The following is a 26,977-nucleotide window of genomic DNA, read 5'->3' as shown; positions in this document are numbered from 1 at the left end:
ATCATGCTGATGTTATTCGCAACCGTGGCGCTGGTACATCTGGTGGCGCTGATGAGCCCCGGCCCCGACTTCTTTTTTGTCTCACAGACCGCCGCCAGCCGATCGCGCAAGGAGGCGATGATGGGTGTGCTGGGCATTACCCTGGGTATTGTGGTCTGGGCAGGCGTGGCGCTGATGGGCCTGCATCTGATCCTGGAAAAAATGGCGTGGCTGCATCAGATTATTATGGTTGGCGGTGGCCTCTATCTGCTCTGGATGGGCTGGCAACTGATGCGCTCGGCGCGTCAGCGTCATAGGCAGCCGCAGCAGGATGAGCCGGTGGTAGAGCTGCCGAAACGCGGCATGAGCTTTCTCAAGGGCCTGCTGACCAACCTGTCGAATCCTAAAGCGATTATCTACTTCGGCAGCGTCTTCTCGCTATTTGTGGGTGATGATGTCGGCTCAGCAGAGCGCTGGGGTCTGTTCCTGCTGATTGTCGGTGAAACCTTTGCCTGGTTTACCCTGGTGGCGGCTATCTTTGCGCTGCCATGGATCCGCGCGAAGTATCAGCGGCTGGCGAAGTGGGTGGATGGTATGGCTGGCGTGCTGTTCGCCGGTTTTGGTATCCACCTGATTATTTCGCGTTAAGCCCTTATGCCGGAGGGCGCGCTGCGCATCCGGCAGTCATTCCACCTCCTGCCGCTCCCTCTGAACGTCATCTGCGTGACGACTGTCACAATCTGCACCCGATGATGCCTCTCTGTTGCAACTGCAGATAAATAGTCACCATTCGTTAATTAATGAAACCATCACCTCCGGTATGGTCGTACCAACGGACTATTTTTTCATGGAGATGATAATGCGAGTAAAACCCCTGTTGCTGTTTTTCATCACCGCCTGTATCAGCGCCTGCGCCTCGCCTGATGCTGCCCATTACCGTGCCCCTGATCCGGCGAAAGTAGAGAGTGTCCCGGCTATTCTGGCGCAGATACCTCCGGCGTCAGAGCGGCCGCAGGGCGAGAGGATTAGCCAGATTTCCGCCGCGTTTCTCGGTACGCCCTACCAGGCCGATACGCTGATCGGATCGCCCGATACGCCGGAAGCGCTGGTGATCAATTTCAACGGTGTGGATTGCTTTACACTGCTTGATTACGTCCAGGCGCTAAGCCGCAGCCACGACCGCGTCAGCTTTGAGGCCAGCCTGATTCGGACCCGCTACGCTGGCGGTGAGGTCAGCTACCTGCAGCGTCGCCACTTTTTTACCGACTGGTCTGCCGTTAGCCCACGCAATGCCGATGACGTAACCGGCACCCTTAGTCCGAATGCGGTAACGGTAGTGAAGCAACTGAATCGTCAGGCCAGCGGAAAAGAAAGGCTGCCCGGTCTGGGTGTGATTCCTCGCCGCATTACCTATATTCCGGCCCGGGCAATCACACCAAAGGTGCTGAAGCAGATCCAGACTGGCGATTACATTGGGGTTTACACGCCCGCTCAGGGGCTGGATGTCTCGCATGCCGGGATTGCCGTCCGGCATGATGGGAAATGGTGGTTCAGGAACGCTTCATCACTGGCCGCTAATCGCAAAGTTGTCGATGTGCCGTTCAGGGAATATATGCAGTCGAAGTCGGGCATCATTGTATTACGTGCGGTGCCGCTGACTGCGCCTTAATGGTGCCTGGGAAGAAGGGGTTAAACAGGGAGTGTTCGCGCCGACCTCAGTGTGTCGGCGCAAAAAGTGTTAAGCGATTTTTCTGGCGCTGGCCAGCAGTGCGCCCACCGCCATAAACAGTCCACCAAAAATGCGGTTCATTAACTTCATCTGCTTTGGCCCTTTAATCCAGCCAGCAATGTGTGTGGCCAGTGTTGCGTAGCCAATCATTACGATGATATCGACCACCACCGTGGTCACACCCAGCACCAGATACTGCATAAACAGCGGCTGATGTGGCTGGATAAACTGCGGGAACAGGGCAGCCAGAAAGACGATGCTTTTCGGGTTGGTCAGGTTAACCAGCACGGCGCGTTTGAACAGGCGACGACGCGGCATCGCTTTGGCGACCGCATCAAGATCGATGCCACCTGCTGAGCGCCACTGCTGAATACCCAGCCAGACCAGATAGGCCGCACCGGCCCACTTCAGGATTTCAAACGCCAGCAGCGACTGAGAAAACAGCGCACCCAGTCCGATGCCGACCAGCACGATGTGCAGCGCCAGGCCAACCTGCAAACCCGTGATCGAGGCTACTGTGCCGCGATAGCCATGGCTGATACCGGTACTCATGGTATTGATTGCGCCGGAACCGGGCGACAGGCTGAGAATTGTGGTGGTAAGCAGGTAGGTCAGCCACCATTCGATGGTCATGGGTCAGGCTCTCTTTAGTCGCGGATTTGTGACACAATACGCCAGAAATAAGCGCGGCGCTATGGCATGCGCAGGGCATTCAGGACTCTGTATCCGGTCATCAGGAGGGCGAATGAATCAACACAAAGCCAGTTGGCTGCGACGAGAAAAAGCCTTTGCTGCCTTCGCCACCGGGCCGCTGCTCGATTTCTGGCACAGTCGTGAGGAGCTAGAGTTTACCGGCGTGGGTAATCTGACACTGCGCTATGTCCGCTTCACATCGCCGCAACATAAGCGTGTGATCCTGATTGTGCCGGGACGCATCGAGAGTTACATAAAATATCCTGAGCTGGCGTACGATCTGTTTCACTGCGGATTTGATGTGGTGATCCTCGATCATCGCGGTCAGGGGCGTTCCGATCGCCTGCTGGAAGATTCACACCGTGGTCACGTGGCGGAATTTACGCATTACGTGGACGATCTTGAAACGCTCTATCTGAAAGAGATTGTCAGCGGTCACTACCAGCAGCGCTATGCGCTGGCTCACTCAATGGGTGGCGCAATCTTAACGCTGTTTCTGGCGCGTCAGCCGCAGGCATTTCATGCAGTGGCGCTGGTGGCACCCATGTTTGGCATCGCCTTACCGCTGCCCTCTTTTCTGGCCCATCGGATCCTGGACTGGGCGGAGAAACGTCCAGCCTTACGCGATGGCTATGCGCTCGGCACCGGACGCTGGCGCGCGCATCCGTTTGGCATTAACCGGCTGACCCATAGCGCCGAGCGTTACCGGCGTAACCTGCGTTTTTATGCGGACGATCCGGCGATTCGTGTGGGTGGGCCGACCTACCATTGGGTACGTGAAGGCATCCATGCGGGGCGCAACATCATCAGTCAGGTTGATAAGATTACGACGCCGCTGCTGCTGTTACAGGCCAGCGATGATCGCGTGGTCGACAATCGTTCGCAGGACCTGTTTTGTGCCGCGATGGCTGCTGCGGGTCATCCGTGTGAAGGTAATAAACCACGGGTGATCGACGGCGCGCGTCACGAGATCCTGTTTGAAAAAGATGAGATGCGTGCCGAAGCACTCAATGCAGTGGTCGACTTTTTTTCATCGCATCACTGACGTTATTTATCCGACCGGTAAAAACCGGCAGAACCAGATACCCGAGGTTTTCATGTATCACATCGTTGCATCCGATCTGGATGGCACGCTGCTTTCTCCCGAACATCGCCTGACCCCTTTTGCACGTGAAACGCTGCAGCAGCTGGTCGCTAAGGATATTCACTTTGTCTTCGCCACCGGTCGTCATCATATCGATGTCGGACAGATGCGCGACAGCCTGGCGATTCCGGCCTGTATGATTACCTCAAACGGTGCGCGCGTGCACAATGCAGAGGGCGAGCTGGTGTTCAGTCATAATCTGGATGAGGATATCGCCAGCGACCTGTTTGGCCTGCAATATCATCACAGCGATATTCTGACCCACGTTTACCGCGACGATGAGTGGTTTGTCAGCCGTTCAAGTCCGGCTGAGCAAGACTATTTCCGCGAGTCCGTGTTCAACTATCAGGTCTACGAGCCAGGTCTGCTGCCAACCAGCAACATCAGCAAGGTCTTTTTCACCTGCGAAAACCCTGAGCATCTGATCCCGATGGAGCAGGCAATTGAAGCGCGCTGGGGCGATCGGGTTAACGTCAGTTTCTCGCTGCCAACCTGTCTGGAAGTCATGGCGGGCGGCGTGTCGAAAGGCCATGCGCTGGAAGCGGTTGCGAAAACGCTGGGCCATTCACTGGAAAGCTGCATTGCCTTCGGCGACGGTATGAATGATGTGGAGATGCTGTGCATGGCAGGTAAGGGCTATATCATGCAGAACGCCCATCAACGGTTGAAAGATACGCTGCCGGAGCTGGATGTGATCGGTTCAAATGCTGATGATGCGGTGCCGCAGACGTTGCGCACGCTCTATCTGGCTTAAGCCGTTAGCGTAAAAAGGGCCGGTATCCGGCCCTTTTTTATTGCCGTCAGGCAGGGGTCTTTTTGTGTTTGTGTTCGCTGACCATGGTCAGTAACAGCAGAATAACCGCCAGCACACAGCCCGCAATCATCACCATGAAGCCGCCATCCCAGCCGAAGTAATCGACGGTGTAACCGACAATGGCGCTGGCCGCGACCGAACCGCCGAGGTAGCCGAACAGGCCGGTGAAGCCCGCCGCTGTCCCCGCCGCTTTTTTCGGTGCCAGTTCCAGCGCATGCAGACCAATCAGCATCACCGGACCGTAGATCAGGAAGCCAATCACGATCATGCAGGCCATGTCAACGCCAGGATTGCCCGCGGGGTTGAGCCAGTAGATCACGGTCGCGATGGTCACCAGCGTCATAAAGAACACCCCGGTCGCACCGCGATTACCGCGAAACACTTTGTCCGACATCCAGCCACACAGCAGCGTTCCCGGAATCCCCGCATATTCATAGAGGAAGTAGGCCCACGACGACTTATCCAGCGTGAAGTGTTTGACTTCGCGCAGATAGGTTGGTGACCAGTCGAGGATGCCGTAGCGCAGCAGATAGACAAACACGTTGGCCAGCGCGATGTACCACAGCAGCTTGTTCGGCAGCACATACTTCATGAAGATCTGTTTTGCCGTCAGCTCCTCTTCGTGACTGGCATCGTAGTCGGGCGGATAGTCGTTTTTGTACTCTTCAATCGGTGGCAGACCACAGGATTGCGGCGTGTCGCGCATTAGCGCAAAGGCCAGAATCGCAATGGCAATCGCGCCAAACGCGGGCATGTAAAGTGCCGCTTTCCAGTCGTTGAACCACGCCATACCCAGCAGGAAGAGCAGCGGTGGAATACCGCCGCCCACGTTATGCGCACAGTTCCAGACCGAGACAATCCTGCCTCGCTCCTTCTGCGACCACCAGTGAACCATGGTTCGTCCACACGGAGGCCAGCCCATGCCCTGGAACCAGCCGCAGATAAACAGCAGCACAAACATCACCATGATGCTGGAGGTCGCCCAGGGGACGAATCCCATGATCAGCATCACAGCTGCGGCCAGAATCAGGCCTGCCGGTAAGAAGACGCGCGGGTTAGATCGGTCAGAGACCGAGCCCATGATGAATTTTGAAAAGCCGTAGGCAATGGAGATGCCGGACAGGGCAAAGCCGAGATCGCCACGTGAAAAACCCTGCTCCACCAGATAGGGCATGGCGAGCGCGAAATTTTTTCTGACCAGATAATAGGCCGCATAACCAAAGAAGATCCCGATGAAAATTTGCCAGCGCAGACGGCGGTAGAGCGGATCGACGTGATCCTCCGCCACCTGAGGCTGACGTGGTGCAGGTTTAAAAATGCTCAGCATCAGTGAGGCCCTCCAGGGCACATTATGGTTTTTAATTCCCGGCAGGTTGGAGCAGGAAAGTGCAGAACAAAATGGATGCATAATGTTCCATTTCGCGCAAAGAATAGTGTTAGTTGCGCAACGTTACTGTGATGAATGACACATTTGTTACAGTTTTATTACAATGAGGAGCGGAAGCGATCATCTGATGGATCATTTCGCGCATTTTATGTGGCTGAAAACCTATTCTTTCGACTTTTATGTCAGGAAGTGTAAGCAGGCTGTCCGGAAGGCTTTTTAATTGCCTGGTTTATAATCAGATGTCAACCAGATTTCACAGCCTGACGGCGGCACATTGTTTACACTGACGGCCTGTTAATTTCGGGGTCGTCGCCGTGTTTTTATTGATTATTACCACCATTCTGTGGGCATTTTCGTTCAGCCTGATTGGCGAATATCTCGCTGGCCAGGTGGATAGCTGGTTCTCTGTGCTGATGCGGCTGGCGCTGGCTGCGCTGGTGTTTTTGCCTTTCCTGCGCTGGCGTGGTCATCGCCTTTCAACGCTGCTGCTTTATATGCTGGTGGGGATGCTGCAACTGGGGGTGATGTATCTGCTGAGCTTCGAAGCCTATCTCTACCTTAGCGTGTCAGAATTCCTGCTGTTTACGGTGATGACGCCGCTTTATGTGACGCTGATTTACGATCTGATCAGCCGTCGTCCACTGCGCATCGGCTATATCTTTAGTGCGCTGCTGGCGGTGGCTGGCGCGGCCATTATTCGCTATGACAAAGTCAGCGATCATTTCTGGTTCGGTCTGCTGTTAGTGCAACTGGCAAACATCTGCTTCGCGGCTGGCATGGTGGGCTATAAACGTCTGCAGGAGACCCGTCCCATGCCACAGCATACGGCCTTCTCATGGTTCTACCTGGGGGCGGTGTTGATTGCGGTGATCGCCTGGTGTGCCTGGGGCAATCCGCAGAAATTGCCGACCACCTCATTGCAGTGGGGCATTCTGGTCTGGCTGGGCGTTGCGGCTTCCGGTCTCGGCTATTTTATGTGGAACTACGGTGCGACGCAGGTTGATGCCGGTACGCTGGGCATTATGAATAACATGCACGTGCCTGCCGGGCTGCTGGTGAATCTGGCTATCTGGCAGGAAAAACCGCACTGGCCGAGCTTTATTGCGGGCGCGCTGGTGATTCTTGCCTCGCTGTGGGTGCATAAGCGCTGGGTGGTGGGGCGCGGTGACCTGTCATAAACAGGCCTGTTGCATGGGTGCGGCCTCCCGGGCTGGCGCGTCCGATCGCGAAGGAATCTCACATCCCTGTGGATCGGCCGGGCCATTCCTGGCCCGGACGCTTCGCTCTTCAGACGCGCCAGCCCTGGAGACTTAACAGCATCATCGCAGTAGAACCAGGGGCTCAGAGCGAATATGAAGGAGGGGATGGGTCGCTGAAACGTAGAGCATTCGCGATGGAGCTGGCGTATGCGATCGCGAAGGAATCTTACAGGATGGTTCAGAAATGCCCCCGGCGCTTTTTCCCCCTGCGACGAACGCTCCACCGATGACCCGCTTTCACTCCCCAGAGCTGGCCTGGTGTTGCTGATTAAAAAGCCATGAAGAAGCTTGAGGGAAGAGGTGGCGCAACTGAGGAGCAAAGCGTCCGAGCCAGGGATGGCGAGGCCGTGCTGCATGGATGCAGGCTTTCTTTGCGATCAGATGCGCCACTTCTGACCACGCAGGTACCCGAAGCGATCAGCCACAGACGTTAAGCAGGCTTCTCACTCTTAGGGCGCTGAATCATCGCCAGCCCTTTCAGGAAGTTACGCAGAATCTGATCGCCGCATTCGCGGTAGTTCTTATGATCAGGTTTGCGGAAAATCGCACCAATCTCAGCCTGTGAAACGGTAAAATTCACGCGCTTCAGTACATCAGGAATGTCGGTGGTTTTCAGATCAAAAGCGATACGCAGCTTTCTCATGAAGATGTTATTGGTCATCTTGCGCTCAATCGACGGCGCGGGCGCATCTTCACTTTTGCCGCGACGGTAGAAGATCAGGCCATTCAGAAAATAACCCATCAGCACATCGGGGCAGGGACGGAACGCAGCATCGTCATCTTTTTTCAGCCACGCCTGAATATCCGCCAGCGGCACGTCACATTGTGCCAGCGCAAAAATCTCCACCATTTTGGCATCGCTCAGGTTGAGCATGTAGCGCACGCTGCGCAGAATATCATTGTTAGTCATGGTGAGATCTTCTCATGGTCAGTCGACAGGCTGCGCATTATAGGGGATTTTGCCCGCGTTCGCGCAGGTTTGTGTCCGTCGGATTACCGCTGTAACACGGCACCAGGCCGCGCGGCGTCACGCACAAACGGCAGATGCTCACAGGCGTGCTGTCGGGCAAAGCGGATAAAGGCTTCCAGCACCGGCTGACGCTGTTCTCCTTCGCGTACGGCTGCATAAAGACGGCTCCAAAGTCCATCACCTAGTGTGCGCGTGACGACCAGACCCTGCTTCTCAAAACTCTCTACCACCCAGTGCGGCAGTGCGGCAATCCCCATCCGTGCCGACACCATCTGAATCATCAGCAGGGTATTATCCACACTTTTCAGGGCCGGGCTGACGCCAGCGGGCTGCAGGAAGTGACGCCAGATATCCAGACGCTGACGCTGCACCGGATAGATCATCAGCACTTCATCGGCTAAATCTTCCGGCGAAATCTGCTCAACCTGGGCCAGCGGGTGATCCGTCGCCAGTACCAGCCGTACTTCATAATCAAACATCGGTGAGTAGAACAGGCCCGAGCGCGCCAGAATGTCGGAGGTCAGCACCACATCCAGCTCACCCTGCTGCAGAGCAGGCTGCGGATCAAAGGTCACGCCCGATTTAAAATCCATCACCACCTGCGGCCAGCTCTGACGGAATTTATCCAGCGCTGGGGTCAGCCACTGAATGCAGCTGTGACACTCAATCGCCACCCGCAGCGTGGTCTGATGCGGCTCATGGCAGGCCTGCAACGCCTGCTGAATCTGCGGCAGCACCTGCTCTGCCAGCTGCAGCAGAATATCGCCCTGCGGCGTAAAGCGCAGTGGCTGACTTTTACGGACGAACAGGCGGAATCCCAGCCGCTGCTCCAGATCGCTGAACTGGTGAGACAACGCCGACTGCGTCTGATGAAGCTGGGCTGCCGCCGCCGCCAGCGATCCCGTATTGCGCAGAGCCTGAAGCGTCCGCAGGTGCTTGAGTTCGATCATGAGAGTCCTTCACATCGAAAATGAACATATTGCGCTTGAGCAACATACAGTACCCGCAGAGTATAGCAGTGTAAACATCTGGACGGCTAAACATCTTTGGCTGCCCATTTAAGCCAAAGTGAAAGATTATCTGGAGAACAGCACATGACTATCCTCAACCATACCCTCGGCTTTCCCCGAATTGGCCTGCGCCGTGAACTGAAAAAAGCACTGGAGCGTTACTGGGCAGGCGACAGCACGCAGCAGGCCTTACTGGAGACGGGCCGCGAGCTGCGTGCGCGACACTGGCAACAACAGAAAGAGGCGGGCGTCGATCTGCTGCCGGTCGGCGATTTTGCCTGGTATGATCATGTGCTGACTACCAGCCTGCTGCTGGGCAACATACCCACGCGTCATCAGAACAAAGAGGGGACCGTTGATCTCGACACGCTGTTTCGTCTGGGGCGCGGTCGTGCGCCGACTGGCGAGCCTGCGGCGGCGGCAGAAATGACTAAATGGTTTAACACCAACTATCACTACATGGTGCCGGAATTTACTCAGGACCAGACCTTTAAACTTACCTGGACTCAGCTGCTGGATGAGGTGGATGAGGCGCTGGCGCTGGGCCACAACATCAAACCGGTGCTGCTGGGACCGGTGACGTATCTGTGGCTGGGTAAAGTTAAAGGTGAGCCCTTTGAACGTCTGTCGCTGCTGGAAAGGATTCTGCCGGTTTACCAGCAGGTGCTGGCAGAACTGGCGAAGCGCGGCATCGAATGGGTACAGATTGATGAACCCGCCCTGGCACTGGAGCTGCCGCAGACGTGGCGCGAAGCCTTCCAGCCGACGTATGACGCGCTGCAGGGTAACAGTAAGCTGCTGCTGACCACCTATTTTGACAGCATCGGACAGAACATTGATGTGATTCGTGCGCTGCCGGTGCAGGGCCTGCATATCGATCTGGTTCATGGCCGCGATGATATTGAGCAGCTGAATCAGCAACTGCCCGCCAGCTGGCTGCTGTCGCTTGGCGTGATCAACGGACGTAACGTCTGGCGTGCCGATCTGAGCCGCTGGTTCAGTCGCCTGCAACCGCTGACCAGAGCGCGTGAACAGGTGTGGATTGGCTCCTCCTGCTCGCTGCTGCACAGTCCGATCGATCTCGGCGTCGAGACCCGGCTGGATGATGAAGTCAAAAGCTGGTTCGCCTTTGCGCTGCAAAAATGTACAGAGCTCTCGCTGCTGAGTCAGGCACTCAACACGAATGATCCCGCCTCGCTGGAGGCCTGGAGCGCACCGGTGCGCGCCCGTGCTTATTCCCGCCGTGTGCATAATGCCGCGGTAGGCCAGCGTCTTCAGGCCATTACGCCACAGCACAGTCAACGTCTGAGCGCCTACCCGGTGCGGGCACTTCTGCAGCGTCAGCGTTTCAATCTGCCCGCCTGGCCCACCACGACGATCGGTTCTTTTCCACAGACCACTGAAATTCGCGGCCTGCGCCTCGATTTTAAGCAGGGCCGTCTCGACAGTAATCATTACCGCACCGGCATCGCGGAGCATATTAAACAGGCGATCATCGAACAGGAGCGGCTGGGACTGGATGTCCTGGTTCACGGTGAAGCAGAACGTAACGACATGGTTGAGTACTTCGGCGAGCATCTGGAGGGATTTGTCTTTACCCAGAATGGCTGGGTACAGAGCTACGGTTCCCGCTGTGTGAAACCGCCTGTGATCATCGGCGATGTCAGTCGCCCAGAGGCGATTACCGTCGAGTGGGCCCGATATGCTCAGTCGCTGACTGACAAGCCGGTAAAAGGAATGCTGACCGGCCCGGTGACGATTCTCTGCTGGTCATTCCCGCGTGAAGATGTGCCACGGGAAACTATCGCAAAGCAGATCGCGCTGGCGCTGCGTGACGAAGTGGAAGACCTGGAGAAAGCAGGCATTGGTATTATTCAGATCGATGAGCCTGCACTGCGTGAAGGTCTGCCACTGCATCAGTCTGAGTGGGCAGACTATCTGAACTGGGCAGTGGAGGCGTTCCGGCTGAATGCGGCGGTGGCGCGGGATGAAACCCAGATTCATACGCATATGTGTTACTGCGAGTTCAACGACATCATGGACGCCATCGCTGCGCTGGATGCTGATGTGATCACGATTGAAACCTCACGGTCTGACATGGACTTACTGGAGTCGTTCGAACACTTCGACTACCCGAATGAAATCGGCCCCGGCGTCTATGACATTCACTCGCCTAATGTCCCCAGCGTGGCGTGGATAGAGGCGCTGTTGCTGAAGGCGGCGAAACGGATTCCGGAAGCGCGTCTATGGGTAAACCCGGACTGCGGTCTGAAAACGCGTGGCTGGACGGAAACACGTCAGGCGCTGGCCAATATGGTGACGGCGGCAAAGAAACTGCGTGGTGAGACGGCGTAGGAATGGGACCGGATGGCAATAAACAGGGGCGCAGAAGCGCCCTGTTTATTTATTTTGATGCCACGCCATACTGCCTGAACCAGGCCAGCATCCGCTGCCAGCCATCATTGGCTGATTCAGCATGATAGCTTGCACGATAGTCAGCATTAAAGGCATGGCCCGCTTCGGGATAGACGATGATCTCGGCGGTTGCATTGGCGGCATGGAGTGCCTGACGCATCTGCTCGACGCTCTCCAGCGGGATACCCTCATCCTGGCCACCATACAAACCTAATACTGGCGCATTCAGGTCGACCGCAATATCAATAGGATGCTTCTGCTGCTTCAGCGTGCGCTCGCCGGTCAGTCGCCCATACCAGGCAACCGCGGCGCGTAGCTGTGGGTTATGCGCGGCGTAGAGCCAGCTGATGCGGCCACCCCAGCAAAAACCGGTGATGCCCATGCGACGGATATCGCCGCCGTTGCGTGCCGCCCAGTTAGCGGCATGATCGAGATCGGCCAGCACCTGGGTGTCAGGCACTTTGCTGACCAGCTCGCTGAACAGCGTCGGGATATCGTTATACTCAGTCGGGTCGCCTTCGCGGAAATAGAGCTCAGGCGCAATCGCCAGATAGCCTTCCAGCGCCAGACGGCGGCAGATGTCCCGGATGTGCTCATGGACACCAAAGATCTCCTGCACCACCAGCACCACAGGCAATGGGCCTTCCGCTGAGTGCGGTTTTGCAAAAAATGCCGGCATGTTTTCGCCCTGGCTGGGCACTGAGGTTTCACCTGAGTGAATGGCCGGGCTTTCGGTAATAATGGTGGTAGAGGCGGTGGGCTGCACGGCAGGGGCAAAGCCGCCCGTCGCCGGTTTTTGTGCCATATTGTCACTGGGTTTCATTATTCTCTCCGTGCAAGCATTTACGCAATCACGTAACTATAGCCTGGCCGTAAAGCGTCTGCGTCCAGGTGTCGGTTAACAGAATCAACAGCGAATAAAATCATCCACCTCTTTAACATTGCGCCGACCCTGACACAGCCTCGCTGAGGGCTATCCGGATGAATAAGACGTAATTATGTGATTAAAATCACATTTTATGTTCCGGGAAATGTAACTTTCATTTTCTTAAGTGAATTTTGTCACATATTTATCGGGCGTGCTGGCGTAGAGTGGCGCGCTACCTTCCCTTAACAGGAGTCTGAAAATGACACAGTCTGACGTTTTCCATCTTGGCCTGACAAAAGCCGATCTGCAGGGCGCGACCCTGGCGATTGTGCCGGGTGACCCGGAGCGTGTGAAGAAAATTGCCGGACTGATGGAAGATGCCACGCATCTCGCCTCACACCGTGAATTTACCTCCTGGCTGGCTAAACTTGATGGCAAGCCGGTCATTGTCTGCTCAACGGGCATCGGCGGTCCTTCTACATCGATTGCGGTCGAAGAGCTGGCGCAGCTTGGCGTGCGTACCTTCCTGCGAGTCGGTACCACAGGTGCTATCCAGCCACACATTAACGTCGGCGATGTGCTGGTGACCACCGCGTCCGTTCGCCTGGACGGAGCAAGCCTGCATTTTGCCCCGATGGAATTCCCGGCTGTCGCTGACTTCGCCTGCACCACCGCACTGGTTGCCGCCGCTGAAGCCTGTGGCGCGAAAACCCACATTGGCATCACCGCCTCTTCTGACACCTTCTATCCGGGCCAGGAGCGCTACGACACTGTTTCAGGCCGTGTCGTCAGTCGTTTCAAAGGATCGATGAAAGAGTGGCAGGAGATGGGCGTGCTTAACTATGAGATGGAATCTGCAACGCTGTTAACCATGTGCGCCAGCCAGGGTCTGCGGGCCGGCATGGTCGCGGGCGTGATTGTGAACCGTACTCAGAAAGAGATTCCGGATGCGGTCACCATGAAGCAGACAGAAAGTGACGCAGTGAAGATTGTGGTCGAAGCGGCGCGTCGTTTATTATAATGACCGCGTCGGGCAACAGGTTTTTTGTCCAGACTCAAAACCTGTTGCCGGTAGTTAACGGCGCGTAACATCAGTGAAACCTGAGAGTGTTTATGCGCAATACGATTCCTGTCCGACGTCCTGTCCCTGGCGCTAATCCTGCGGCAATCAATGCCCGTCTGGAACGCAGCGCCGAACGTTTTCGCGCCGCCATGCAGCAGGGTAACCACGCGCTGGCTGCTCAGTGCTGCGAAGAAGTCCTGCGCTCCATGCCCAATCAGATGCAGGTGCTGAGCGACTACGCGCTCTGCCTGCTGCGTCTGGGTCAGTACAATAAATCGTACAAAATCTACCAGAAGATTTATCAGTCACCGCCCGCTGTGCAGGCTACCGCCTCTGAAACCTGGCTGGATGGCTTAACCGAAGTGTGCGGCTGGCTGGGTAAAAAGGAAGAGGTGGCACGTTTTGGTCTGACATCGCTAATGCGCTCTGATGCGCGTTTCAGTCAGGGACAGCGTGCCGCGTTTCCTGCTCCGCAACCTGAGCCTGTCGATCTCAGCCAGCCACATCAGAATGTCATCGCCTTCTGCCTGTATGGCGATCAGCCACGCTATTGCGAAACGCTGATTAAAAATGTTGAGGTGGCGCCTGAGTTCTATCCCGGCTGGGTTTGCCGCATCTACCTTGATGACAGCGTGCCGCAGCATGTCTGGCAGCGCCTGGACCAGCCACATGTGCAACTGGTCGATATGTCTCACGAAAAAACGCTGTTTCCGACCCTGTGGCGCTTTCTGGTGCTCGACGATCCTGACGTGAAGCGTTTTATCGTGCGCGATGCCGACTCGCTGCTTTCAGAGCGCGAAGCGGCGGCGGTTAACGCCTGGCTGGCATCGCCTTACTGGTTCCACCATATGCGTGACTACTTCTCCCATACCGAACTGCTGCTGGCAGGGATGTGGGGCGGCTGTCACGGTGTTTTCCGGAATGTGGAGCAGGCGATGCGTGATTTCATTGCACAGTATCAGGGCAGCCAGCGCTTCACCGATCAATATTTCCTCAAAGTGGCGTTATGGCCCACAGTGCGTGAAAGCCTCCTGAGCCATGATGAACTGTTCAACTTTCATCAGGCCCAGGCGTGGCCTGATCATGCGCCCGTGCGCTGGCAGACGCCGCATTTCCACGTAGGCAGCAATGCCGGCTTTGCCAGTATGACCGGTAAATCCAGCGCTCCTGAAGGGAGCAGACAGCGCGTCGCGATCACTTCTGGCGAGACAACCTGGCATTATCTGGCGCAGGTCAAAAACGGCGAGTGGCTTTTGCCGATGCCATTCTTCCTGATTGATGAGTGGCAGGCTGGAAAGCTGACGGTAGCGGCCCTGTAAGGCGCTGAATGCCGGTAAATTTATCTGGACATTCATACAGTGCGACTCTACCTTTTTCCTCAGCAGCCTGAGTCGCGGGGAAATCATGGATCAGCACATCATTATCAGCGCCTGTCTGGCGCTTGCCGGGTTGGGGATTGGCTGGATGCTGGCACAGTTACGTGCCGGCCATCAGGTCGCCAGTTTTCAGACCGAGCGCCGTCTGCAGGAAGAGGCGCAACAGCGCCAGCAGCAGCAGATCGAACAGCTTCAGCAGCAGACGCAGCAGCGTGAGCAGGAACTGCGTCAGCTTCATGGCGCGCTGAGCGGGGCCAATGAGCGCCTGCAACAGCTCGATTACTGGCGCAATGAAAGCGAACAGCTTAATCGTGAACTGCGCAATCAGCTGGAGGTTAACAGCGCGCAGGAAGCGGAGCTGCGCGAAGTGACCATCCGCCTTGAAGAGACACGTTTCGCGGCTGAAGAGAAACAGCGCCTGCTGACCAACAGCGAACAACGCCTCAGCGCCCAGTTTGAAAACCTCGCCAACCGTATTTTCGAAAACAGCGGCCGTCGTGTCGATGAACAGAACCGTCAGAGTCTGGACGGGCTGATTGGCCCGCTGCGTGAACAGCTGGATGGCTTTCGCCGTCAGGTGCATGAAAGCTTTGGGGCAGAAGCGCGTGAACGGCACACCCTGACTCATGAAATCCGGCAGTTACAGCAGTTGAATGCGCAGATGGCACAGGAGGCGCTTAACCTGACCAAAGCGCTCAAGGGCGACAATAAAATCCAGGGTAACTGGGGTGAAGTGGTGCTGAGCCGTGTACTGGAGGCCTCCGGGCTGCGTGAAGGCTACGAATATGAAACTCAGGTCAGCATCCAGTCAGAACAGCAGGGCCGGATGCAACCGGATGTCATTGTGCGTCTGCCGCAGGGCAAAGATGTCGTGGTGGACGCCAAAATGACGCTGGTGGCCTATGAACGCTACTTCAATGCGGATGATGAGATCGAACGTGAGCAGGCGATCCAGGAGCATGTCAGCGCCATGCGGGCGCACATTCGCCTGCTGGGACGAAAAGATTATCAACAATTGCCCGGTTTACGGTCGCTGGATTATGTGTTGATGTTCATTCCGGTCGAGCCGGCCTTTTTGCTGGCGATTGACCGCCAGCCTGAGCTGATTGGCGAGGCGCTGCAGCAGAACATTATGCTGGTCAGTCCCACCACGCTGCTGGTGGCGCTGCGTACTATTAACAATCTCTGGCGCTATGAGCATCAGAGCCGTAATGCGCAGCGTATTGCTGACCGGGCTACGCGCCTCTATGACAAGATGCGACTGTTTGTCGATGACATGAGCGGCATTGGTCACAGCCTGGATAAGGCGCAGAACAGCTATCGCGAGGCGATGAAAAAGCTGGCAGAAGGGCGCGGCAACCTGATTGCGCAGACGGAAGGATTTCGTGCGCTGGGCGTGGAGATCAAACGACCCATTAATCCTCAGCTGGCCGAACGGGCCATGCCGGAAAACCGGGCCGCTGACGATGCAGATGACGACAGGGATGCGGATGAGAGTGAGAGGCGTGTGAGGCGCCTCCACGAATAGTATGGGCGCAGCGTGCCTGACTTCCGTGACTCTGATACACTTCGGGAAGTATTGTTTGTGGAGCAGGTAAAACCGATGGCAGATGAATCACAGCAGGAAACTACCCATTTTGGCTTTCAGACGGTCGCCAAAAGCGAAAAAGCTGACAAAGTCGCGGATGTATTTCACTCCGTAGCAGCAAAATATGACCTGATGAACGATTTGATGTCGTTTGGCGTCCATCGTATCTGGAAGCGTTTTACCATTGACAGCAGCGGCGTACGTCGCGGTCAGCGCGTGTTAGATCTGGCGGGGGGTACCGGCGATCTCACCGCCAAATTCTCTCGCCTGGTGGGCGAAACCGGTCAGGTTGTACTGGCGGATATCAACAGCTCCATGCTGAAGATGGGCCGCGAGAAACTGCGCAATCAGGGCGTGGTGGGCAACGTAAGTTACGTCCAGGCCAACGCAGAAGCTCTGCCTTTCCCTGATAACTATTTCGACTGCATCACTATCTCCTTTGGTCTGCGCAACGTTACGGAAAAAGAGAAGGCGCTGGCCTCCATGTTCCGTGTCCTTAAGCCGGGCGGACGCCTGCTGGTGCTGGAGTTCTCTAAGCCTGTTCTGGATCCGCTGAGCAAAGCGTATGACGCCTACTCGTTCCACATTCTGCCGCGCATCGGACAGCTGGTGGCGCAGGATGCAGAGAGCTATCGCTATCTGGCCGAATCAATCCGCATGCATCCCGATCAGGAGACCCTGAAAGCGATGATGAACGATGTCGGTTTTGAAAATACCACTTACTCCAATATGACCGGCGGCATTGTTGCGTTGCATCGTGGATTTAAGTTCTGAGTGAGATGGTAATGAACCTGACGCCCTTGATTACCGCAGGACTGGAAACGGCGCTGAACCGTATTCTCTATCGCGATCGTGGCCTGAAAGCGGCGCGGCAACGCCTGAATGGCAAAGTGCTGACGCTGCGCCTGAGTGAGTTTTCGCATCCGCTGGTGCTGGTTTTCAGTGAGCAGCGACTGGACGTACTCGCGGACTGGCAGGATCACAGTGACTGCACGGTGATTACTTCGCTGAAAACGCTGCCAAAGCTGCGCGATCGCCAGCAGCTGACGCCGCTCATCCGCAGCGGTGAGCTGCAGGTTGAAGGTGACCTGCAGGTGGTGCAGCAGTTCTCTGCGCTAATGGATCTGGCTGAGCTGGATCCGGCAGAATATCTGGCTCCCTGGGTCGGTGATATCGCCGCTCAGGGTATCAGTCAGCGCTCACAACAGGCATTTCGCTTTTTCAAAGGTGAAGTGCAGCGTCGCCAGGATTATCTCGGACAGGCCACTACCGAAGAGTGGCGTGTTGCGCCTGGCTCGCTGGAGTTAGCCTGGTTTTCTGAGGAGGTCGACGCGATGGAACGTTCGCTTGAGGCGCTTGATGCGCGTCTGGCGCAGCTGGAGGCAAAATGAGTTTTGGAGAGATCCGCCGTTTATATCTGATCATGAAGGTCTTTCTGACCTATGGCCTTGATGAACTGATTCCTCAGACACGCCTCACTTTCCTGTTTCGCCTGTGGCGTCGTTCGGTTTTCTGGATCCCGAATCTGCATCAGCAGGAACTGATCGGTGCACGTATGCGCATGGCGATGGAGCAACTTGGGCCGGTCTGGATCAAGTTTGGCCAGATGCTGTCGACGCGTCGTGATCTTTTCCCGCCGCTGATCGCCGATCAACTGGCGATCCTGCAGGACCGCGTTGCGCCGTTCGATGGCGTCAAAGCCAAAGCGCAGATTGAAGCCTCAATGGGCGCGCCGATTGAAACCTGGTTTGATGATTTTGATATCAAGCCACTGGCATCGGCATCCATTGCGCAGGTACACACCGCCACGCTGAAATCGACCGGTAAGAAAGTGGTCATCAAGGTGATTCGCCCCGATATTTTGCCGGTGATCCGAGCGGACATGAAGCTGATCTATCGGCTGGCACGCTGGGTTCCGCGTCTGCTGCCGGATGGCCGTCGTCTGCGTCCGGTCGAGGTGGTGCGCGATTATGAGAAAACCCTGCTTGATGAACTGAATCTGTTACGCGAAGCCGCTAACGCTATTCAGCTGCGCCGGAACTTTGAAGATAGCCGCATGCTCTATGTGCCGGAAGTCTATTCAGATTACTGTAGCGAAACCATGATGGTGATGGAGCGCATCTACGGCATTCCGATTTCAGACGTTGCCACACTGGAGCGTCATGGCGTGAACATGAAGCTGCTGGCAGAGCGTGGTGTGCAGGTCTTCTTCACCCAGGTCTTCCGCGACAGCTTCTTCCATGCGGATATGCATCCGGGCAACATTTTTGTCAGCTATGAGCATCCTGAAGACCCGCAATATATCGGTATCGACTGCGGTATCGTGGGGTCGCTGAACAAAGAAGATAAGCGTTATCTGGCGGAAAACTTCATCGCTTTCTTCAACCGTGACTACCGTAAGGTCGCAGAGTTGCACGTTGACTCAGGCTGGGTGCCGCCCGATACCAATGTTGAAGATTTCGAGTTTGCGATCCGTACGGTTTGTGAACCGATTTTTGAAAAACCGCTGGCTGAGATCTCCTTCGGCCATGTGCTGCTGAACCTGTTTAACACCGCACGTCGCTTTAATATGGAAGTGCAGCCGCAACTGGTATTACTGCAAAAAACTCTGCTCTATGTGGAAGGTATTGGTCGTCAGCTCTATCCGCAGCTCGACCTGTGGAAGACAGCTAAGCCGTTCCTGGAAGAGTGGATTAAGGATCAGGTCGGTTTGCCCGCTATTATTCGTGCGGTCAAAGAGAAAGCGCCATTCTGGGCTGAAAAGTTACCTGAGTTGCCAGAACTCTTTTACGACAGCATGCGCCAGCACAAACTCTTACGGCACAGCGTCGATAAGTTAGTGGGCGACATGAATGCGCAACGCGTCCGTCACCATCAGGCGCGATACCTGTTTGGTGTCGGTGCAACGTTGCTGTTAAGTGGAACGGCGGTGCTGCTCACCCGACCGGACTGGGACTTCTTCCCGGCGGTACTGATGGCAGCGGGAATCGTCTCCTGGTTAATCGGCTGGCGTAAGACAAACTGATTGTCACGTCTGTTTAAAAAAAGGTAATGTCGCTGGCTAAAGCCCGGTTAAAAAGGGCACTCTGTCCTGCATTACCTTATCGTTTTCACAGAATATTAGAGGCTATCTCATGGGCGGTATCAGTATCTGGCAATTGTTAATCATTGCCGTGATTGTTGTTCTTCTGTTCGGTACCAACAAATTACGTAATCTGGGTTCAGATTTAGGTTCTTCGATTCGTGGCTTCAAAAAAGCCATGAGTGATGAGGATGACAAAAAGGATCAACCGAAAGAGCAGGACGCTGACTTCGCGGCCAAAACACTGGCGGACAAACAGCAAACTTCGGCTAACAAAGAAGACGCCAAGAACGACAAGCAGGTGTAAACCGTGTTCGATATTGGTTTTAGTGAACTGGTATTGGTGTTCGTTATCGGGCTGATTGTTCTCGGCCCGCAACGTTTACCGGTCGCGGTGAAAACCGTGGTCGGCTGGATCAGGGCGATTCGCTCGCTGGCAGCCAATGTACAACATGAACTGGCGCAGGAGCTCAAGCTGCAGGAATTGCAGGAGAGCCTGAAAAAGGTGGAAGAAGCGGGCCGCGGCACGCTCTCCCCTGAGCTGAAAGAGTCGATGGAAGAGCTGCGTAAAACGGCGGATTCAATGAAGCGCTCGGTCAGCCAGAGCATCGACATTGAAAAAGAAGAAGACGAGGCGAACACCATCCATTCGGCTCAGCACAGGCCCGCGCCTCATGCGGCTTCTGCTGCAGTGCCGGCATCTGAGCCTGCTGTCGCTGAGTCTTCGGTGACGCCTGCATCAGCAGCGCATCAGGCCAGTGCCGCGGCACAGAGTCCGTCATCAGCATCAGGCCCGGCGGTGCAACCTTCCGCTGCACCTGCTGCAGTCGCCACGTCTCCGGCACAGGTTTTGTCAGCAGTTTCATCAGCTCCGGCTGTGCAATCCTCTGCCGCGCCCGCCACCGCGGCGAGTGCACCGGCACAGGCACCCGCAGGTGATGCCGCCAGACCGACTGATGCTGCGCGTCATTCCGTACCCTCCTCTTCTGCAAGTGATGAACGATAATGGCCGTTGAAGATACCCAACCGCTCATCAGCCATCTGATTGAGCTGCGTAAGCGCCTGCTGAATTGCATCATCGCCGTACTGGCGATCTTCCTGATGCTGGTTTACTTCGCCAACGACATCTACCAGCTGGTCGCCGCACCGCTGATCAGTCAGATGCCGGTCGGGTCCAGCATGATCGCGACCGATGTGGCCTCACCGTTTTTCACCCCGATTAAGCTGACCATTATTGTATCGGTGTTTCTCGCGGTGCCGGTGATCCTTTATCAGGTCTGGGCCTTTGTCGCCCCTGCGCTCTACCGGCATGAGCGCAGGCTGGTAATGCCGCTGCTCTTTTCCAGCACCTTCCTGTTCTACTTCGGCGTAGCCTTTGCCTATTTCGTGGTCTTCCCGCTGGCATTTGGTTTTTTCACCAAGACCGCACCGATTGGCGTCACCGTCGCAACGGATATCTCTAAGTACCTCGATTTTGTCATGACGCTGTTTATGGCATTTGGCGTGGCGTTTGAAGTGCCGGTAGCGATTGTGTTGCTGTGCTGGACCGGGATCACCAGTCCGGAAGAGTTGAAGAAGAAACGCCCCTATATTCTGGTGGGCGCCTTCGTGGTCGGGATGTTGCTCACACCGCCGGATGTTTTTTCCCAAACTTTGCTCGCTATTCCGATGTACTGCCTGTTTGAAGTCGGCGTATTCTTTTCCCGGTACTACGTGGGTAAAGGCCGACGCTTACAGGATGAGGAAGAGAACACTGACGCCTGATGCTGACAGCCTTACCCGCACTGACGGGAAGCGTTCACTCCAAACCGCCCTGATGGGCGGTTTTTGTTTATAAACAGTGGGAAATATTATGTTTGATATCGGTGTAAACCTGACCAGCACGCAATTCGCCTCCGACCGGCAAAAGGTGGTTAAACGCGCGCGTGATGCGGGCGTCACCGGCATGCTTATTACCGGCACTAACGCGCTGGAGAGCCAGCAGGCTCAGCGACTGGCTGAAGCTCAACCCGGCTTCTGCTGGTCTACTGCAGGCGTTCACCCTCACCATGCCAGCGAATGGTCCTCGGAAATCGCCAGCACCCTGCGTCGCCTGGCTGAAAAACCGGAAGTGGTGGCTATCGGTGAGTGCGGGCTTGATTTCAACCGCAACCTGTCGGCTCATGGGCAGCAGGAGTATGCGTTTGACGCGCAGCTGGCGCTGGCGGCAGAACTCAATATGCCGGTGTTTTTGCACTGCCGTGAAGCCCATGCGCGTTTCACGGCGGTACTTGAACCCTGGTTGCCAAAACTGCCGGGTGCAGTCATCCACTGCTTTACCGGCACGCGTAACGAGCTGGAAGCCTGTCTGGCAATGGGATTATCGGTGGGGATTACGGGCTGGGTTTGCGATGAACGTCGTGGTCTGGAACTGCGCGAGCTGCTGCCACTGATCCCGGCTGACCGCCTGCTGCTGGAAACCGATGCGCCTTATCTGCTGCCGCGCGACATGCGCCCGCGTCCGACCTCACGCCGGAACGAACCCTGCTTTTTACCGCATATTGTGCATCAGGTGGCGACATGGCGCGGCGAGAATACCGAAGAGCTGGCGACCCGCATCGATCAGAATGCGCGGGCGTTATTCAGACTGGCTTAAATCTTACGGAACTGCTTATTGTCGACGCTGCGCATTACCTGCTTGTTCAGCAGATTGAGTAACAGAATCGAGCGCGTTTCACCATCCGGCTCGGCAAAAATGGCGCGCAGCCCTTCAAACGTCCCTTCGGTGATGACAACTTCATCGCCGCTTTGCGGTGTCTCAGGGTCAAGCAGGATTTGCGGAACGTCGGTTTCCAGCGCTTCGATCACCGCTGACGGCACGGTTGCGGGGGTGGTGCCGAAGCGTACAAAGTGACTGACACCGCGTGTGCTGCTAATCGTCGTGGTGTGAATCGCTTCCGGATCGAATTCGATAAACAGATAATTTGGAAACAGTGGCTCACTCACCGTGGTGCGTTTGCCGCGCACGATCTTTTCCAGAGCGATCATTGGACTGAGGCAATGCACTTCCTGCCGCTCCAGATGCTCCTTCGCGCGCAATAGCTGACCACGTTTGCAATAGAGTAAGTACCAGGATTCCATAACTGCTCCCATTGAATGGACGCTAAGAATAGCAAACCTGCTGCCAGAGTTATAGCGCAGGGGCAGGGTAAAGCGCCCCGCAGCGAAAATAAACTGAGACTTTTCTTAACATGCCGGATAGCAGTAAAAGCATTGATGGGTAATTGACGTCTGCTATTGCTCTGTATCAGACTCGATGACCATCACATCTGCATAAGGATCCTCTGATGGAACTCTTTCTGTTGAGCAATGGCAAGCTGGCGGATGATGCGGCGCTGCTGGGCTATGCGCAGCCACAGCTGCACGCCATGATCGCCCGACGCGCTATCCGATCGGCGGTACTGATCCCCTACGCAATTATTCGTGGCGACCAGCAGCAGCGTGCTGCCGAGCTCAGTGCTTCTCTTGGAATTCAGGTGGAGCGAGTTCAGGCATTCGCTTCGCCAGCTGACGCGATTGCCCAGGCAGATCTGATTTTGGTCAGCGGTGGCAACACCTGGTTTCTGAATCAGATGCTGCATGAACAGGGTCTGATCGGAGTGATTCAGCGCGCGGTGCGGGAGCGGCAGGTACCCTATGTCGGCTGGAGCGCAGGCTGCAACGTGGCAACGCCCTCAATCCGTACCACTAACGATATGCCGGTGCGCAGCAGCGTGGTGTTGCCTGCCCTGGGTCTCTTTCCGGTGCAGATCAATCCCCACTATCTGGATGCCAGCGTCAGCGGCCATATGGGCGAAACCCGCGATGAACGCCTGGCGGAGTTCTGTGCAGTTAACCCTGCCGAGTCGGTCATTGCACTGCGTGAAGGCAGTTTTCTGCACCTGCATGACAACCAGCTGCGTTATCACAGCGTGCGTAACGAAGATTTTAAACTGTTTCGCCACGGCGAGCCGATTCAGGGGTATCACGATGCCCGTGCGTTACAACCGCTGGTTCCCTTTCAGTGCGTATGAGGCCGCCATATAAACCTCAGCATATCCATGTAATCAGACCTATAATGGCCGACTCACTCTGGCCGGAAAGCTAAAGCCGCATGAAATATCACGATTTAAGAGACTTTCTCGCGCTGCTCGAACAGCGCGGTGAGCTAAAGCGCATTACCCAGTCGATCGATCCTGAACTGGAAATGACCGAAATTGCCGACCGCACCCTGCGTGCCGGTGGTCCCGCTCTGCTGTTTGAAAACCCGAAAGGGTACGACATGCCGGTGCTGTGCAATCTGTTCGGCACACCAAAGCGCGTGGCCATGGGCATGGGCCAGGAGGAGGTCAGCGCACTGCGCGAAGTGGGTAAACTGCTGGCCTTCCTGAAAGAGCCGGAGCCGCCAAAAGGCTTCCGCGATCTGTTCGATAAGATGCCGCAGTTTAAGCAGGTCCTGAACATGCCGACCAAACGTCTGCGCAATGCACCCTGTCAGGAAGAGGTGTTCAGCGGCGATGAAGTCGATCTGACCCGCATTCCGGTGATGAAGTGCTGGCCTGGCGATGCGGCACCGCTGATTACCTGGGGACTGACCGTGACGCGCGGCCCGCATAAAGAGCGGCAGAATCTGGGCATTTATCGACAGCAGGTGATCGGCAAAAACCGTCTGATTATGCGCTGGCTATCGCACCGTGGTGGCGCGCTCGATTATCTGGAGTGGAAGAAAGCGCACCCGGGTGAGCGTTTTCCGGTCTCGGTGGCGCTGGGTGCCGATCCCGCCACTATTCTCGGTGCCGTCACGCCGGTGCCTGACACGCTGTCAGAATATGCGTTTGCCGGGTTGCTGCGCGGCAATAAAACCGAAGTGGTGAAGTGCCTGTCGAACGATCTCGAAGTGCCGGCCAGTGCTGAAATCGTGCTGGAAGGGTATATCGAAGCGGGCGATATGGCACCAGAAGGACCTTACGGCGATCACACCGGCTACTACAATGAAGTAGATAGCTTCCCGGTGTTTACCGTGACACATATTACGCAGCGTCATAAGCCTATCTATCACTCCACCTACACCGGCCGTCCGCCGGATGAGCCTGCGGTGTTGGGTGTGGCGTTGAATGAAGTGCTGGTGCCAATCCTGGTGAAGCAGTTTCCGGAGATCGTGGACTTCTATCTGCCACCGGAAGGTTGCTCATACCGGCTGGCGGTCGTAACGATTAAAAAGCAGTACGCCGGGCACGCCAAACGTGTCATGTTTGGCGTGTGGTCGTTTTTACGGCAGTTCATGTACACCAAATTTGTTATTGTGTGTGACGATGATGTTAATGCGCGTGACTGGAACGACGTGATCTGGGCCATTACCACGCGTATGGATCCGGCCCGTGATACGGTATTAGTGGAAAATACCCCGATCGATTATCTCGATTTCGCTTCGCCCGTTTCCGGGCTGGGGTCGAAAATGGGGATGGATGCGACCAATAAGTGGCCAGGTGAAACGCAGCGCGAATGGGGTACCCCCATCGTTAAAGATCCGGCGGTCACCGCGCGCATTGATGCTATCTGGGATGAGCTAGGTATTTTTGATCAGCCGCCACAGCGTTGATGGCGAGCACAACCATAAAGACGACCCGACAGAGGGAACGCATGACAACGTTAAGCTGTAAAGTAACTTCAGTTGAGGCGATTACCGACACGGTCTATCGCGTTCGCCTGATCCCTGAAGCGGAATTCAGTTTTCGCGCGGGACAGTATCTGATGGTAGTGATGGATGAGCGCGACAAGCGTCCGTTCTCACTGGCCTCAACGCCGATGGAAAAAGATATCATCGAGCTGCATATCGGCGCGTCCGATCTGAACCTCTATGCCATGGCCGTTATGGATCGCATCCGTAACGATCGCCAGATCACCGTTGATATGCCGCACGGCGATGCCTGGCTGCGCGAAGAGAGCACTAAACCGCTGATCCTGATTGCAGGCGGTACCGGTTTCTCCTATGCCCGTTCCATTCTGCTCACCGCGCTGGCGGAACAGCCAGAGCGCGACATCGCCATTTACTGGGGCGGACGTGAGCTTAAGCACCTGTACGATATGGATGAGCTGGATGCGCTGGCCGTCAAGCATCCGAACCTGAAGGTGATCCCGGTGGTCGAGCAGCCCGAAGCGGGCTGGCAGGGTCGTTCTGGTACGGTACTGACCGCAGTGATGCAGGACTTCAGCACGCTGAGCGAGCATGAGATTTATATCGCCGGACGTTTTGAGATGGCGAAGATTGCCCGCGATCGTTTCTGTGCCGAGCGTGGTGCAGTGGAATCACAGATGTATGGCGATGCGTTTGCCTTTATCTGATAGCTGGTAGCAGACAGAAAAAACCCGCCGATCAACGGCGGGTAAATCTGACAAAGTAAGACTCAACGTATTACAGACGCTCGAATACGGTTGCGATCCCCTGGCCCAGTCCGATGCACATGGTGGCAAGGCCAAAACGGGCATCGCGGCGTTCCATGATGTTCAGTAATGTGGTGCTGATGCGTGCGCCGGAACAGCCCAGCGGATGGCCCAACGCAATCGCGCCGCCATTCAGATTAACCTTCTCATCCATCTGCTCCAGCAAACCTAAGTCCTTGATGCAGGGCAGGGTCTGTGCGGCAAAGGCTTCGTTCAGCTCAAACACATCGATATCACTGACGCTCAGTCCCGCCCGTTTTAATGCCAGTTTGCTGGCCGGTACCGGTCCATAGCCCATGATCGACGGATCACAGCCGACCACTGCCATGCTGCGGATACGTGCGCGTGGCGTCAGCCCCAGTTCACGGGCGCGTGATTCACTCATAATCAGCATGGCGGCCGCGCCATCTGACAGGGCCGACGACGTACCCGCTGTGACGGTGCCATTCACAGGATCGAAGGCGGGTTTGAGCGCCGCCAGACCTTCGGCGCTGGTCTCCTCGCGGATCACCTCATCGAAATCATAGCGCTTAAGAATGCCGTCGCTGTCGTGACCCCAGGTGGCGACAATCTCCGTTGCGAAGTCCCCGCGCTGTGTGGCCTGCCATGCGCGCTGGTGCGAACGCAGGGCGAACGCATCCTGCTGCTCACGGCTGATATGATGCATACGCGCCAGCATCTCGGCGGTTAAGCCCATCATACCCGCAGCTTTAGCGACGGTGCGGCCCAGGCCAGGATGAAAGTCCACGCCGTGATTCATCGGCACGTGTCCCATATGCTCCACACCGCCAATCAGGCAGCACTGCGCATCGCCGACCATAATGGCGCGGGCCGCATCGTGCAGCGCCTGCATTGACGAACCACACAGCCGGTTAACGGTGGTGGCCGGCACAGAGTGCGGGATTTCGGCCAGCAGCGCGGCGTTACGCGCGATATTAAATCCCTGTTCCAGCGTCTGCTGTACGCAGCCCCAGACAATGTCGTCGAGGGATGTCGGGTTCACCGCCGGGTTACGGCTCAGAATTTCGCGCATCAGGTGCGCAGAGAGATCTTCAGCGCGCACGTTCCGAAAGGCGCCGCCTTTTGAACGTCCCATTGGCGTGCGCACCGCATCAACAATCACCACATTTTCCATCTTCTT

Annotated in this window: 26 protein-coding genes; 19 read left to right on the top strand and 7 right to left on the bottom strand. The window is 56.1% G+C overall.

Going from position 1 to position 26,977, the window contains the following annotated elements; all coding sequences use genetic code 11:
• Window positions 1–3: 3 nt before the first annotated feature.
• Complete coding sequence (gene rhtC / locus K6R05_RS17855; protein WP_150013235.1) at window positions 4–627, top strand: threonine export protein RhtC; 624 nt, start codon at window positions 4–6, stop codon at window positions 625–627.
• 211 nt (window positions 628–838) lie between these two features.
• Window positions 839–1,648, top strand: coding sequence for a DUF1460 domain-containing protein (locus tag K6R05_RS17850; protein WP_222924752.1), 810 nt, complete (start codon window positions 839–841; stop codon window positions 1,646–1,648).
• 69 nt (window positions 1,649–1,717) lie between these two features.
• Here the strand turns inward: K6R05_RS17850 and rhtB are convergent, their stop codons facing one another.
• A complete protein-coding gene (rhtB, locus tag K6R05_RS17845; protein ID WP_161733913.1) occupies window positions 1,718–2,341 on the bottom strand; it encodes a homoserine/homoserine lactone efflux protein in 624 nt (207 codons plus the stop codon).
• 112 nt (window positions 2,342–2,453) lie between these two features.
• Here rhtB and pldB point away from each other — a divergent pair, with 112 nt between their 5' ends.
• Together pldB and yigL are read left to right on the top strand one after the other, a co-directional pair.
• The gene (pldB, locus tag K6R05_RS17840; protein ID WP_161733915.1) at window positions 2,454–3,446 is read left to right on the top strand and encodes a lysophospholipase L2; all 993 of its coding nucleotides are present in this window, start codon (window positions 2,454–2,456) and stop codon (window positions 3,444–3,446) included.
• 52 nt (window positions 3,447–3,498) lie between these two features.
• A complete protein-coding gene (yigL, locus tag K6R05_RS17835) occupies window positions 3,499–4,299 on the top strand; it encodes a sugar/pyridoxal phosphate phosphatase YigL (RefSeq protein WP_222924751.1) in 801 nt (266 codons plus the stop codon).
• Window positions 4,300–4,345: 46 nt separating this feature from the next.
• On the opposite strand, the gene glpT is transcribed toward yigL, so the two are convergent.
• Window positions 4,346–5,686: a glycerol-3-phosphate transporter gene (gene glpT / locus K6R05_RS17830; RefSeq protein ID WP_222924750.1), complete on the bottom strand. Its 1,341-nt coding sequence runs from the start codon at window positions 5,684–5,686 to the stop codon at window positions 4,346–4,348.
• 374 nt (window positions 5,687–6,060) lie between these two features.
• Between glpT and K6R05_RS17825 the strand changes: the two genes are divergently transcribed.
• Window positions 6,061–6,924: a carboxylate/amino acid/amine transporter gene (locus K6R05_RS17825; protein ID WP_222924749.1), complete on the top strand. Its 864-nt coding sequence runs from the start codon at window positions 6,061–6,063 to the stop codon at window positions 6,922–6,924.
• Window positions 6,925–7,435: 511 nt separating this feature from the next.
• On the opposite strand, the gene K6R05_RS17820 is transcribed toward K6R05_RS17825, so the two are convergent.
• Both K6R05_RS17820 and metR read right to left on the bottom strand, forming a co-directional pair.
• On the bottom strand, window positions 7,436–7,915 hold the full coding sequence (locus tag K6R05_RS17820; protein WP_010257278.1) for a YehS family protein: 480 nt from the start codon (window positions 7,913–7,915) through the stop codon (window positions 7,436–7,438).
• An 83-nt stretch (window positions 7,916–7,998) separates the two neighbouring features.
• A complete protein-coding gene (gene metR, locus K6R05_RS17815; protein ID WP_161733921.1) occupies window positions 7,999–8,925 on the bottom strand; it encodes an HTH-type transcriptional regulator MetR in 927 nt (308 codons plus the stop codon).
• A gap of 144 nt (window positions 8,926–9,069) precedes the next feature.
• Between metR and metE the strand changes: the two genes are divergently transcribed.
• Window positions 9,070–11,340, top strand: a complete 2,271-nt coding sequence (metE, locus tag K6R05_RS17810) for a 5-methyltetrahydropteroyltriglutamate--homocysteine S-methyltransferase (protein WP_222924748.1) — start codon at window positions 9,070–9,072, stop codon at window positions 11,338–11,340.
• Between the two features lie 49 nt (window positions 11,341–11,389).
• Here the strand turns inward: metE and K6R05_RS17805 are convergent, their stop codons facing one another.
• A complete protein-coding gene (locus K6R05_RS17805) occupies window positions 11,390–12,223 on the bottom strand; it encodes a dienelactone hydrolase family protein (RefSeq protein ID WP_222924747.1) in 834 nt (277 codons plus the stop codon).
• Window positions 12,224–12,527: 304 nt separating this feature from the next.
• Here K6R05_RS17805 and udp point away from each other — a divergent pair, with 304 nt between their 5' ends.
• The 10 genes from udp (at window position 12,528) to tatD (ending at window position 22,012) form a co-directional block, all read left to right on the top strand.
• Entirely contained in the window at window positions 12,528–13,289 is a 762-nt protein-coding gene (gene udp, locus K6R05_RS17800) for a uridine phosphorylase (protein WP_161733927.1), read from the top strand.
• A gap of 92 nt (window positions 13,290–13,381) precedes the next feature.
• Window positions 13,382–14,650 carry a tetratricopeptide repeat protein gene (locus K6R05_RS17795; protein ID WP_222924746.1) on the top strand — a complete coding sequence of 423 codons (1,269 nt, stop codon included), beginning with the start codon at window positions 13,382–13,384 and terminating at the stop codon, window positions 14,648–14,650.
• Between the two features lie 85 nt (window positions 14,651–14,735).
• Window positions 14,736–16,235, top strand: a complete 1,500-nt coding sequence (rmuC, locus tag K6R05_RS17790; protein WP_222924745.1) for a DNA recombination protein RmuC — start codon at window positions 14,736–14,738, stop codon at window positions 16,233–16,235.
• 75 nt (window positions 16,236–16,310) lie between these two features.
• Complete coding sequence (ubiE, locus tag K6R05_RS17785; protein WP_008926452.1) at window positions 16,311–17,069, top strand: bifunctional demethylmenaquinone methyltransferase/2-methoxy-6-polyprenyl-1,4-benzoquinol methylase UbiE; 759 nt, start codon at window positions 16,311–16,313, stop codon at window positions 17,067–17,069.
• Window positions 17,070–17,080: 11 nt separating this feature from the next.
• Window positions 17,081–17,686, top strand: coding sequence for a ubiquinone biosynthesis protein UbiJ (gene ubiJ, locus K6R05_RS17780; protein ID WP_222924744.1), 606 nt, complete (start codon window positions 17,081–17,083; stop codon window positions 17,684–17,686).
• A complete protein-coding gene (gene ubiB / locus K6R05_RS17775; protein ID WP_150013210.1) occupies window positions 17,683–19,320 on the top strand; it encodes a ubiquinone biosynthesis regulatory protein kinase UbiB in 1,638 nt (545 codons plus the stop codon). The genes ubiJ and ubiB overlap by 4 nt, the downstream gene beginning before the upstream one ends.
• 109 nt (window positions 19,321–19,429) lie before the next feature.
• Window positions 19,430–19,684, top strand: coding sequence for a Sec-independent protein translocase subunit TatA (gene tatA / locus K6R05_RS17770; protein WP_150013208.1), 255 nt, complete (start codon window positions 19,430–19,432; stop codon window positions 19,682–19,684).
• A gap of 3 nt (window positions 19,685–19,687) precedes the next feature.
• Window positions 19,688–20,383, top strand: a complete 696-nt coding sequence (tatB, locus tag K6R05_RS17765) for a Sec-independent protein translocase protein TatB (RefSeq protein WP_222924743.1) — start codon at window positions 19,688–19,690, stop codon at window positions 20,381–20,383.
• Window positions 20,383–21,141 (top strand): Sec-independent protein translocase subunit TatC, encoded by a 759-nt coding sequence (gene tatC, locus K6R05_RS17760; protein ID WP_161733937.1) that lies wholly within the window; start codon window positions 20,383–20,385, stop codon window positions 21,139–21,141. The genes tatB and tatC overlap by 1 nt, the downstream gene beginning before the upstream one ends.
• 88 nt (window positions 21,142–21,229) lie before the next feature.
• Window positions 21,230–22,012 (top strand): 3'-5' ssDNA/RNA exonuclease TatD, encoded by a 783-nt coding sequence (tatD, locus tag K6R05_RS17755; protein ID WP_222924742.1) that lies wholly within the window; start codon window positions 21,230–21,232, stop codon window positions 22,010–22,012.
• Here tatD and rfaH read toward each other — a convergent pair.
• Complete coding sequence (rfaH, locus tag K6R05_RS17750) at window positions 22,009–22,497, bottom strand: transcription/translation regulatory transformer protein RfaH (protein WP_033734838.1); 489 nt, start codon at window positions 22,495–22,497, stop codon at window positions 22,009–22,011. The two genes, tatD and rfaH, sit on opposite strands and share 4 nt — an antisense overlap.
• Window positions 22,498–22,703: 206 nt before the next feature.
• Between rfaH and pepE the strand changes: the two genes are divergently transcribed.
• The 3 genes from pepE to fre all read left to right on the top strand — a co-directional run bounded on the left by pepE (window position 22,704) and on the right by fre (window position 25,737).
• Window positions 22,704–23,429, top strand: coding sequence for a dipeptidase PepE (gene pepE, locus K6R05_RS17745; RefSeq protein ID WP_222924741.1), 726 nt, complete (start codon window positions 22,704–22,706; stop codon window positions 23,427–23,429).
• A gap of 80 nt (window positions 23,430–23,509) precedes the next feature.
• Entirely contained in the window at window positions 23,510–24,994 is a 1,485-nt protein-coding gene (gene ubiD, locus K6R05_RS17740; RefSeq protein ID WP_161733943.1) for a 4-hydroxy-3-polyprenylbenzoate decarboxylase, read from the top strand.
• A gap of 41 nt (window positions 24,995–25,035) precedes the next feature.
• Window positions 25,036–25,737: an NAD(P)H-flavin reductase gene (gene fre / locus K6R05_RS17735; RefSeq protein WP_008926461.1), complete on the top strand. Its 702-nt coding sequence runs from the start codon at window positions 25,036–25,038 to the stop codon at window positions 25,735–25,737.
• A 70-nt stretch (window positions 25,738–25,807) separates the two neighbouring features.
• On the opposite strand, the gene fadA is transcribed toward fre, so the two are convergent.
• Window positions 25,808–26,971: an acetyl-CoA C-acyltransferase FadA gene (gene fadA / locus K6R05_RS17730; RefSeq protein WP_222924740.1), complete on the bottom strand. Its 1,164-nt coding sequence runs from the start codon at window positions 26,969–26,971 to the stop codon at window positions 25,808–25,810.
• Window positions 26,972–26,977: the final 6 nt, after the last annotated feature.

Source organism: Pantoea alfalfae (assembly GCF_019880205.1).
Taxonomy (GTDB): Bacteria; Pseudomonadota; Gammaproteobacteria; order Enterobacterales; family Enterobacteriaceae; genus Pantoea; species Pantoea alfalfae.
This window is presented reverse-complemented; position numbering and strand designations above follow the sequence as displayed.

What these genes read in the sequence shown, in the direction of transcription:
- rhtC (WP_150013235.1), top strand. Translation starts at nt 4, where the DNA reads ATGCTGATGTTATTCGCAACCGTGGCGCTGGTACATCTGGTGGCGCTG.
- K6R05_RS17850 (WP_222924752.1), top strand. Translation starts at nt 839, where the DNA reads ATGCGAGTAAAACCCCTGTTGCTGTTTTTCATCACCGCCTGTATCAGC.
- rhtB (WP_161733913.1), bottom strand. Translation starts at nt 2,341, where the DNA reads ATGACCATCGAATGGTGGCTGACCTACCTGCTTACCACCACAATTCTC.
- pldB (WP_161733915.1), top strand. Translation starts at nt 2,454, where the DNA reads ATGAATCAACACAAAGCCAGTTGGCTGCGACGAGAAAAAGCCTTTGCT.
- yigL (WP_222924751.1), top strand. Translation starts at nt 3,499, where the DNA reads ATGTATCACATCGTTGCATCCGATCTGGATGGCACGCTGCTTTCTCCC.
- glpT (WP_222924750.1), bottom strand. Translation starts at nt 5,686, where the DNA reads ATGCTGAGCATTTTTAAACCTGCACCACGTCAGCCTCAGGTGGCGGAG.
- K6R05_RS17820 (WP_010257278.1), bottom strand. Translation starts at nt 7,915, where the DNA reads ATGACTAACAATGATATTCTGCGCAGCGTGCGCTACATGCTCAACCTG.
- metR (WP_161733921.1), bottom strand. Translation starts at nt 8,925, where the DNA reads ATGATCGAACTCAAGCACCTGCGGACGCTTCAGGCTCTGCGCAATACG.
- metE (WP_222924748.1), top strand. Translation starts at nt 9,070, where the DNA reads ATGACTATCCTCAACCATACCCTCGGCTTTCCCCGAATTGGCCTGCGC.
- K6R05_RS17805 (WP_222924747.1), bottom strand. Translation starts at nt 12,223, where the DNA reads ATGAAACCCAGTGACAATATGGCACAAAAACCGGCGACGGGCGGCTTT.
- udp (WP_161733927.1), top strand. Translation starts at nt 12,528, where the DNA reads ATGACACAGTCTGACGTTTTCCATCTTGGCCTGACAAAAGCCGATCTG.
- K6R05_RS17795 (WP_222924746.1), top strand. Translation starts at nt 13,382, where the DNA reads ATGCGCAATACGATTCCTGTCCGACGTCCTGTCCCTGGCGCTAATCCT.
- rmuC (WP_222924745.1), top strand. Translation starts at nt 14,736, where the DNA reads ATGGATCAGCACATCATTATCAGCGCCTGTCTGGCGCTTGCCGGGTTG.
- ubiE (WP_008926452.1), top strand. Translation starts at nt 16,311, where the DNA reads ATGGCAGATGAATCACAGCAGGAAACTACCCATTTTGGCTTTCAGACG.
- ubiJ (WP_222924744.1), top strand. Translation starts at nt 17,081, where the DNA reads ATGAACCTGACGCCCTTGATTACCGCAGGACTGGAAACGGCGCTGAAC.
- ubiB (WP_150013210.1), top strand. Translation starts at nt 17,683, where the DNA reads ATGAGTTTTGGAGAGATCCGCCGTTTATATCTGATCATGAAGGTCTTT.
- tatA (WP_150013208.1), top strand. Translation starts at nt 19,430, where the DNA reads ATGGGCGGTATCAGTATCTGGCAATTGTTAATCATTGCCGTGATTGTT.
- tatC (WP_161733937.1), top strand. Translation starts at nt 20,383, where the DNA reads ATGGCCGTTGAAGATACCCAACCGCTCATCAGCCATCTGATTGAGCTG.
- tatD (WP_222924742.1), top strand. Translation starts at nt 21,230, where the DNA reads ATGTTTGATATCGGTGTAAACCTGACCAGCACGCAATTCGCCTCCGAC.
- rfaH (WP_033734838.1), bottom strand. Translation starts at nt 22,497, where the DNA reads ATGGAATCCTGGTACTTACTCTATTGCAAACGTGGTCAGCTATTGCGC.
- pepE (WP_222924741.1), top strand. Translation starts at nt 22,704, where the DNA reads ATGGAACTCTTTCTGTTGAGCAATGGCAAGCTGGCGGATGATGCGGCG.
- ubiD (WP_161733943.1), top strand. Translation starts at nt 23,510, where the DNA reads ATGAAATATCACGATTTAAGAGACTTTCTCGCGCTGCTCGAACAGCGC.
- fre (WP_008926461.1), top strand. Translation starts at nt 25,036, where the DNA reads ATGACAACGTTAAGCTGTAAAGTAACTTCAGTTGAGGCGATTACCGAC.
- fadA (WP_222924740.1), bottom strand. Translation starts at nt 26,971, where the DNA reads ATGGAAAATGTGGTGATTGTTGATGCGGTGCGCACGCCAATGGGACGT.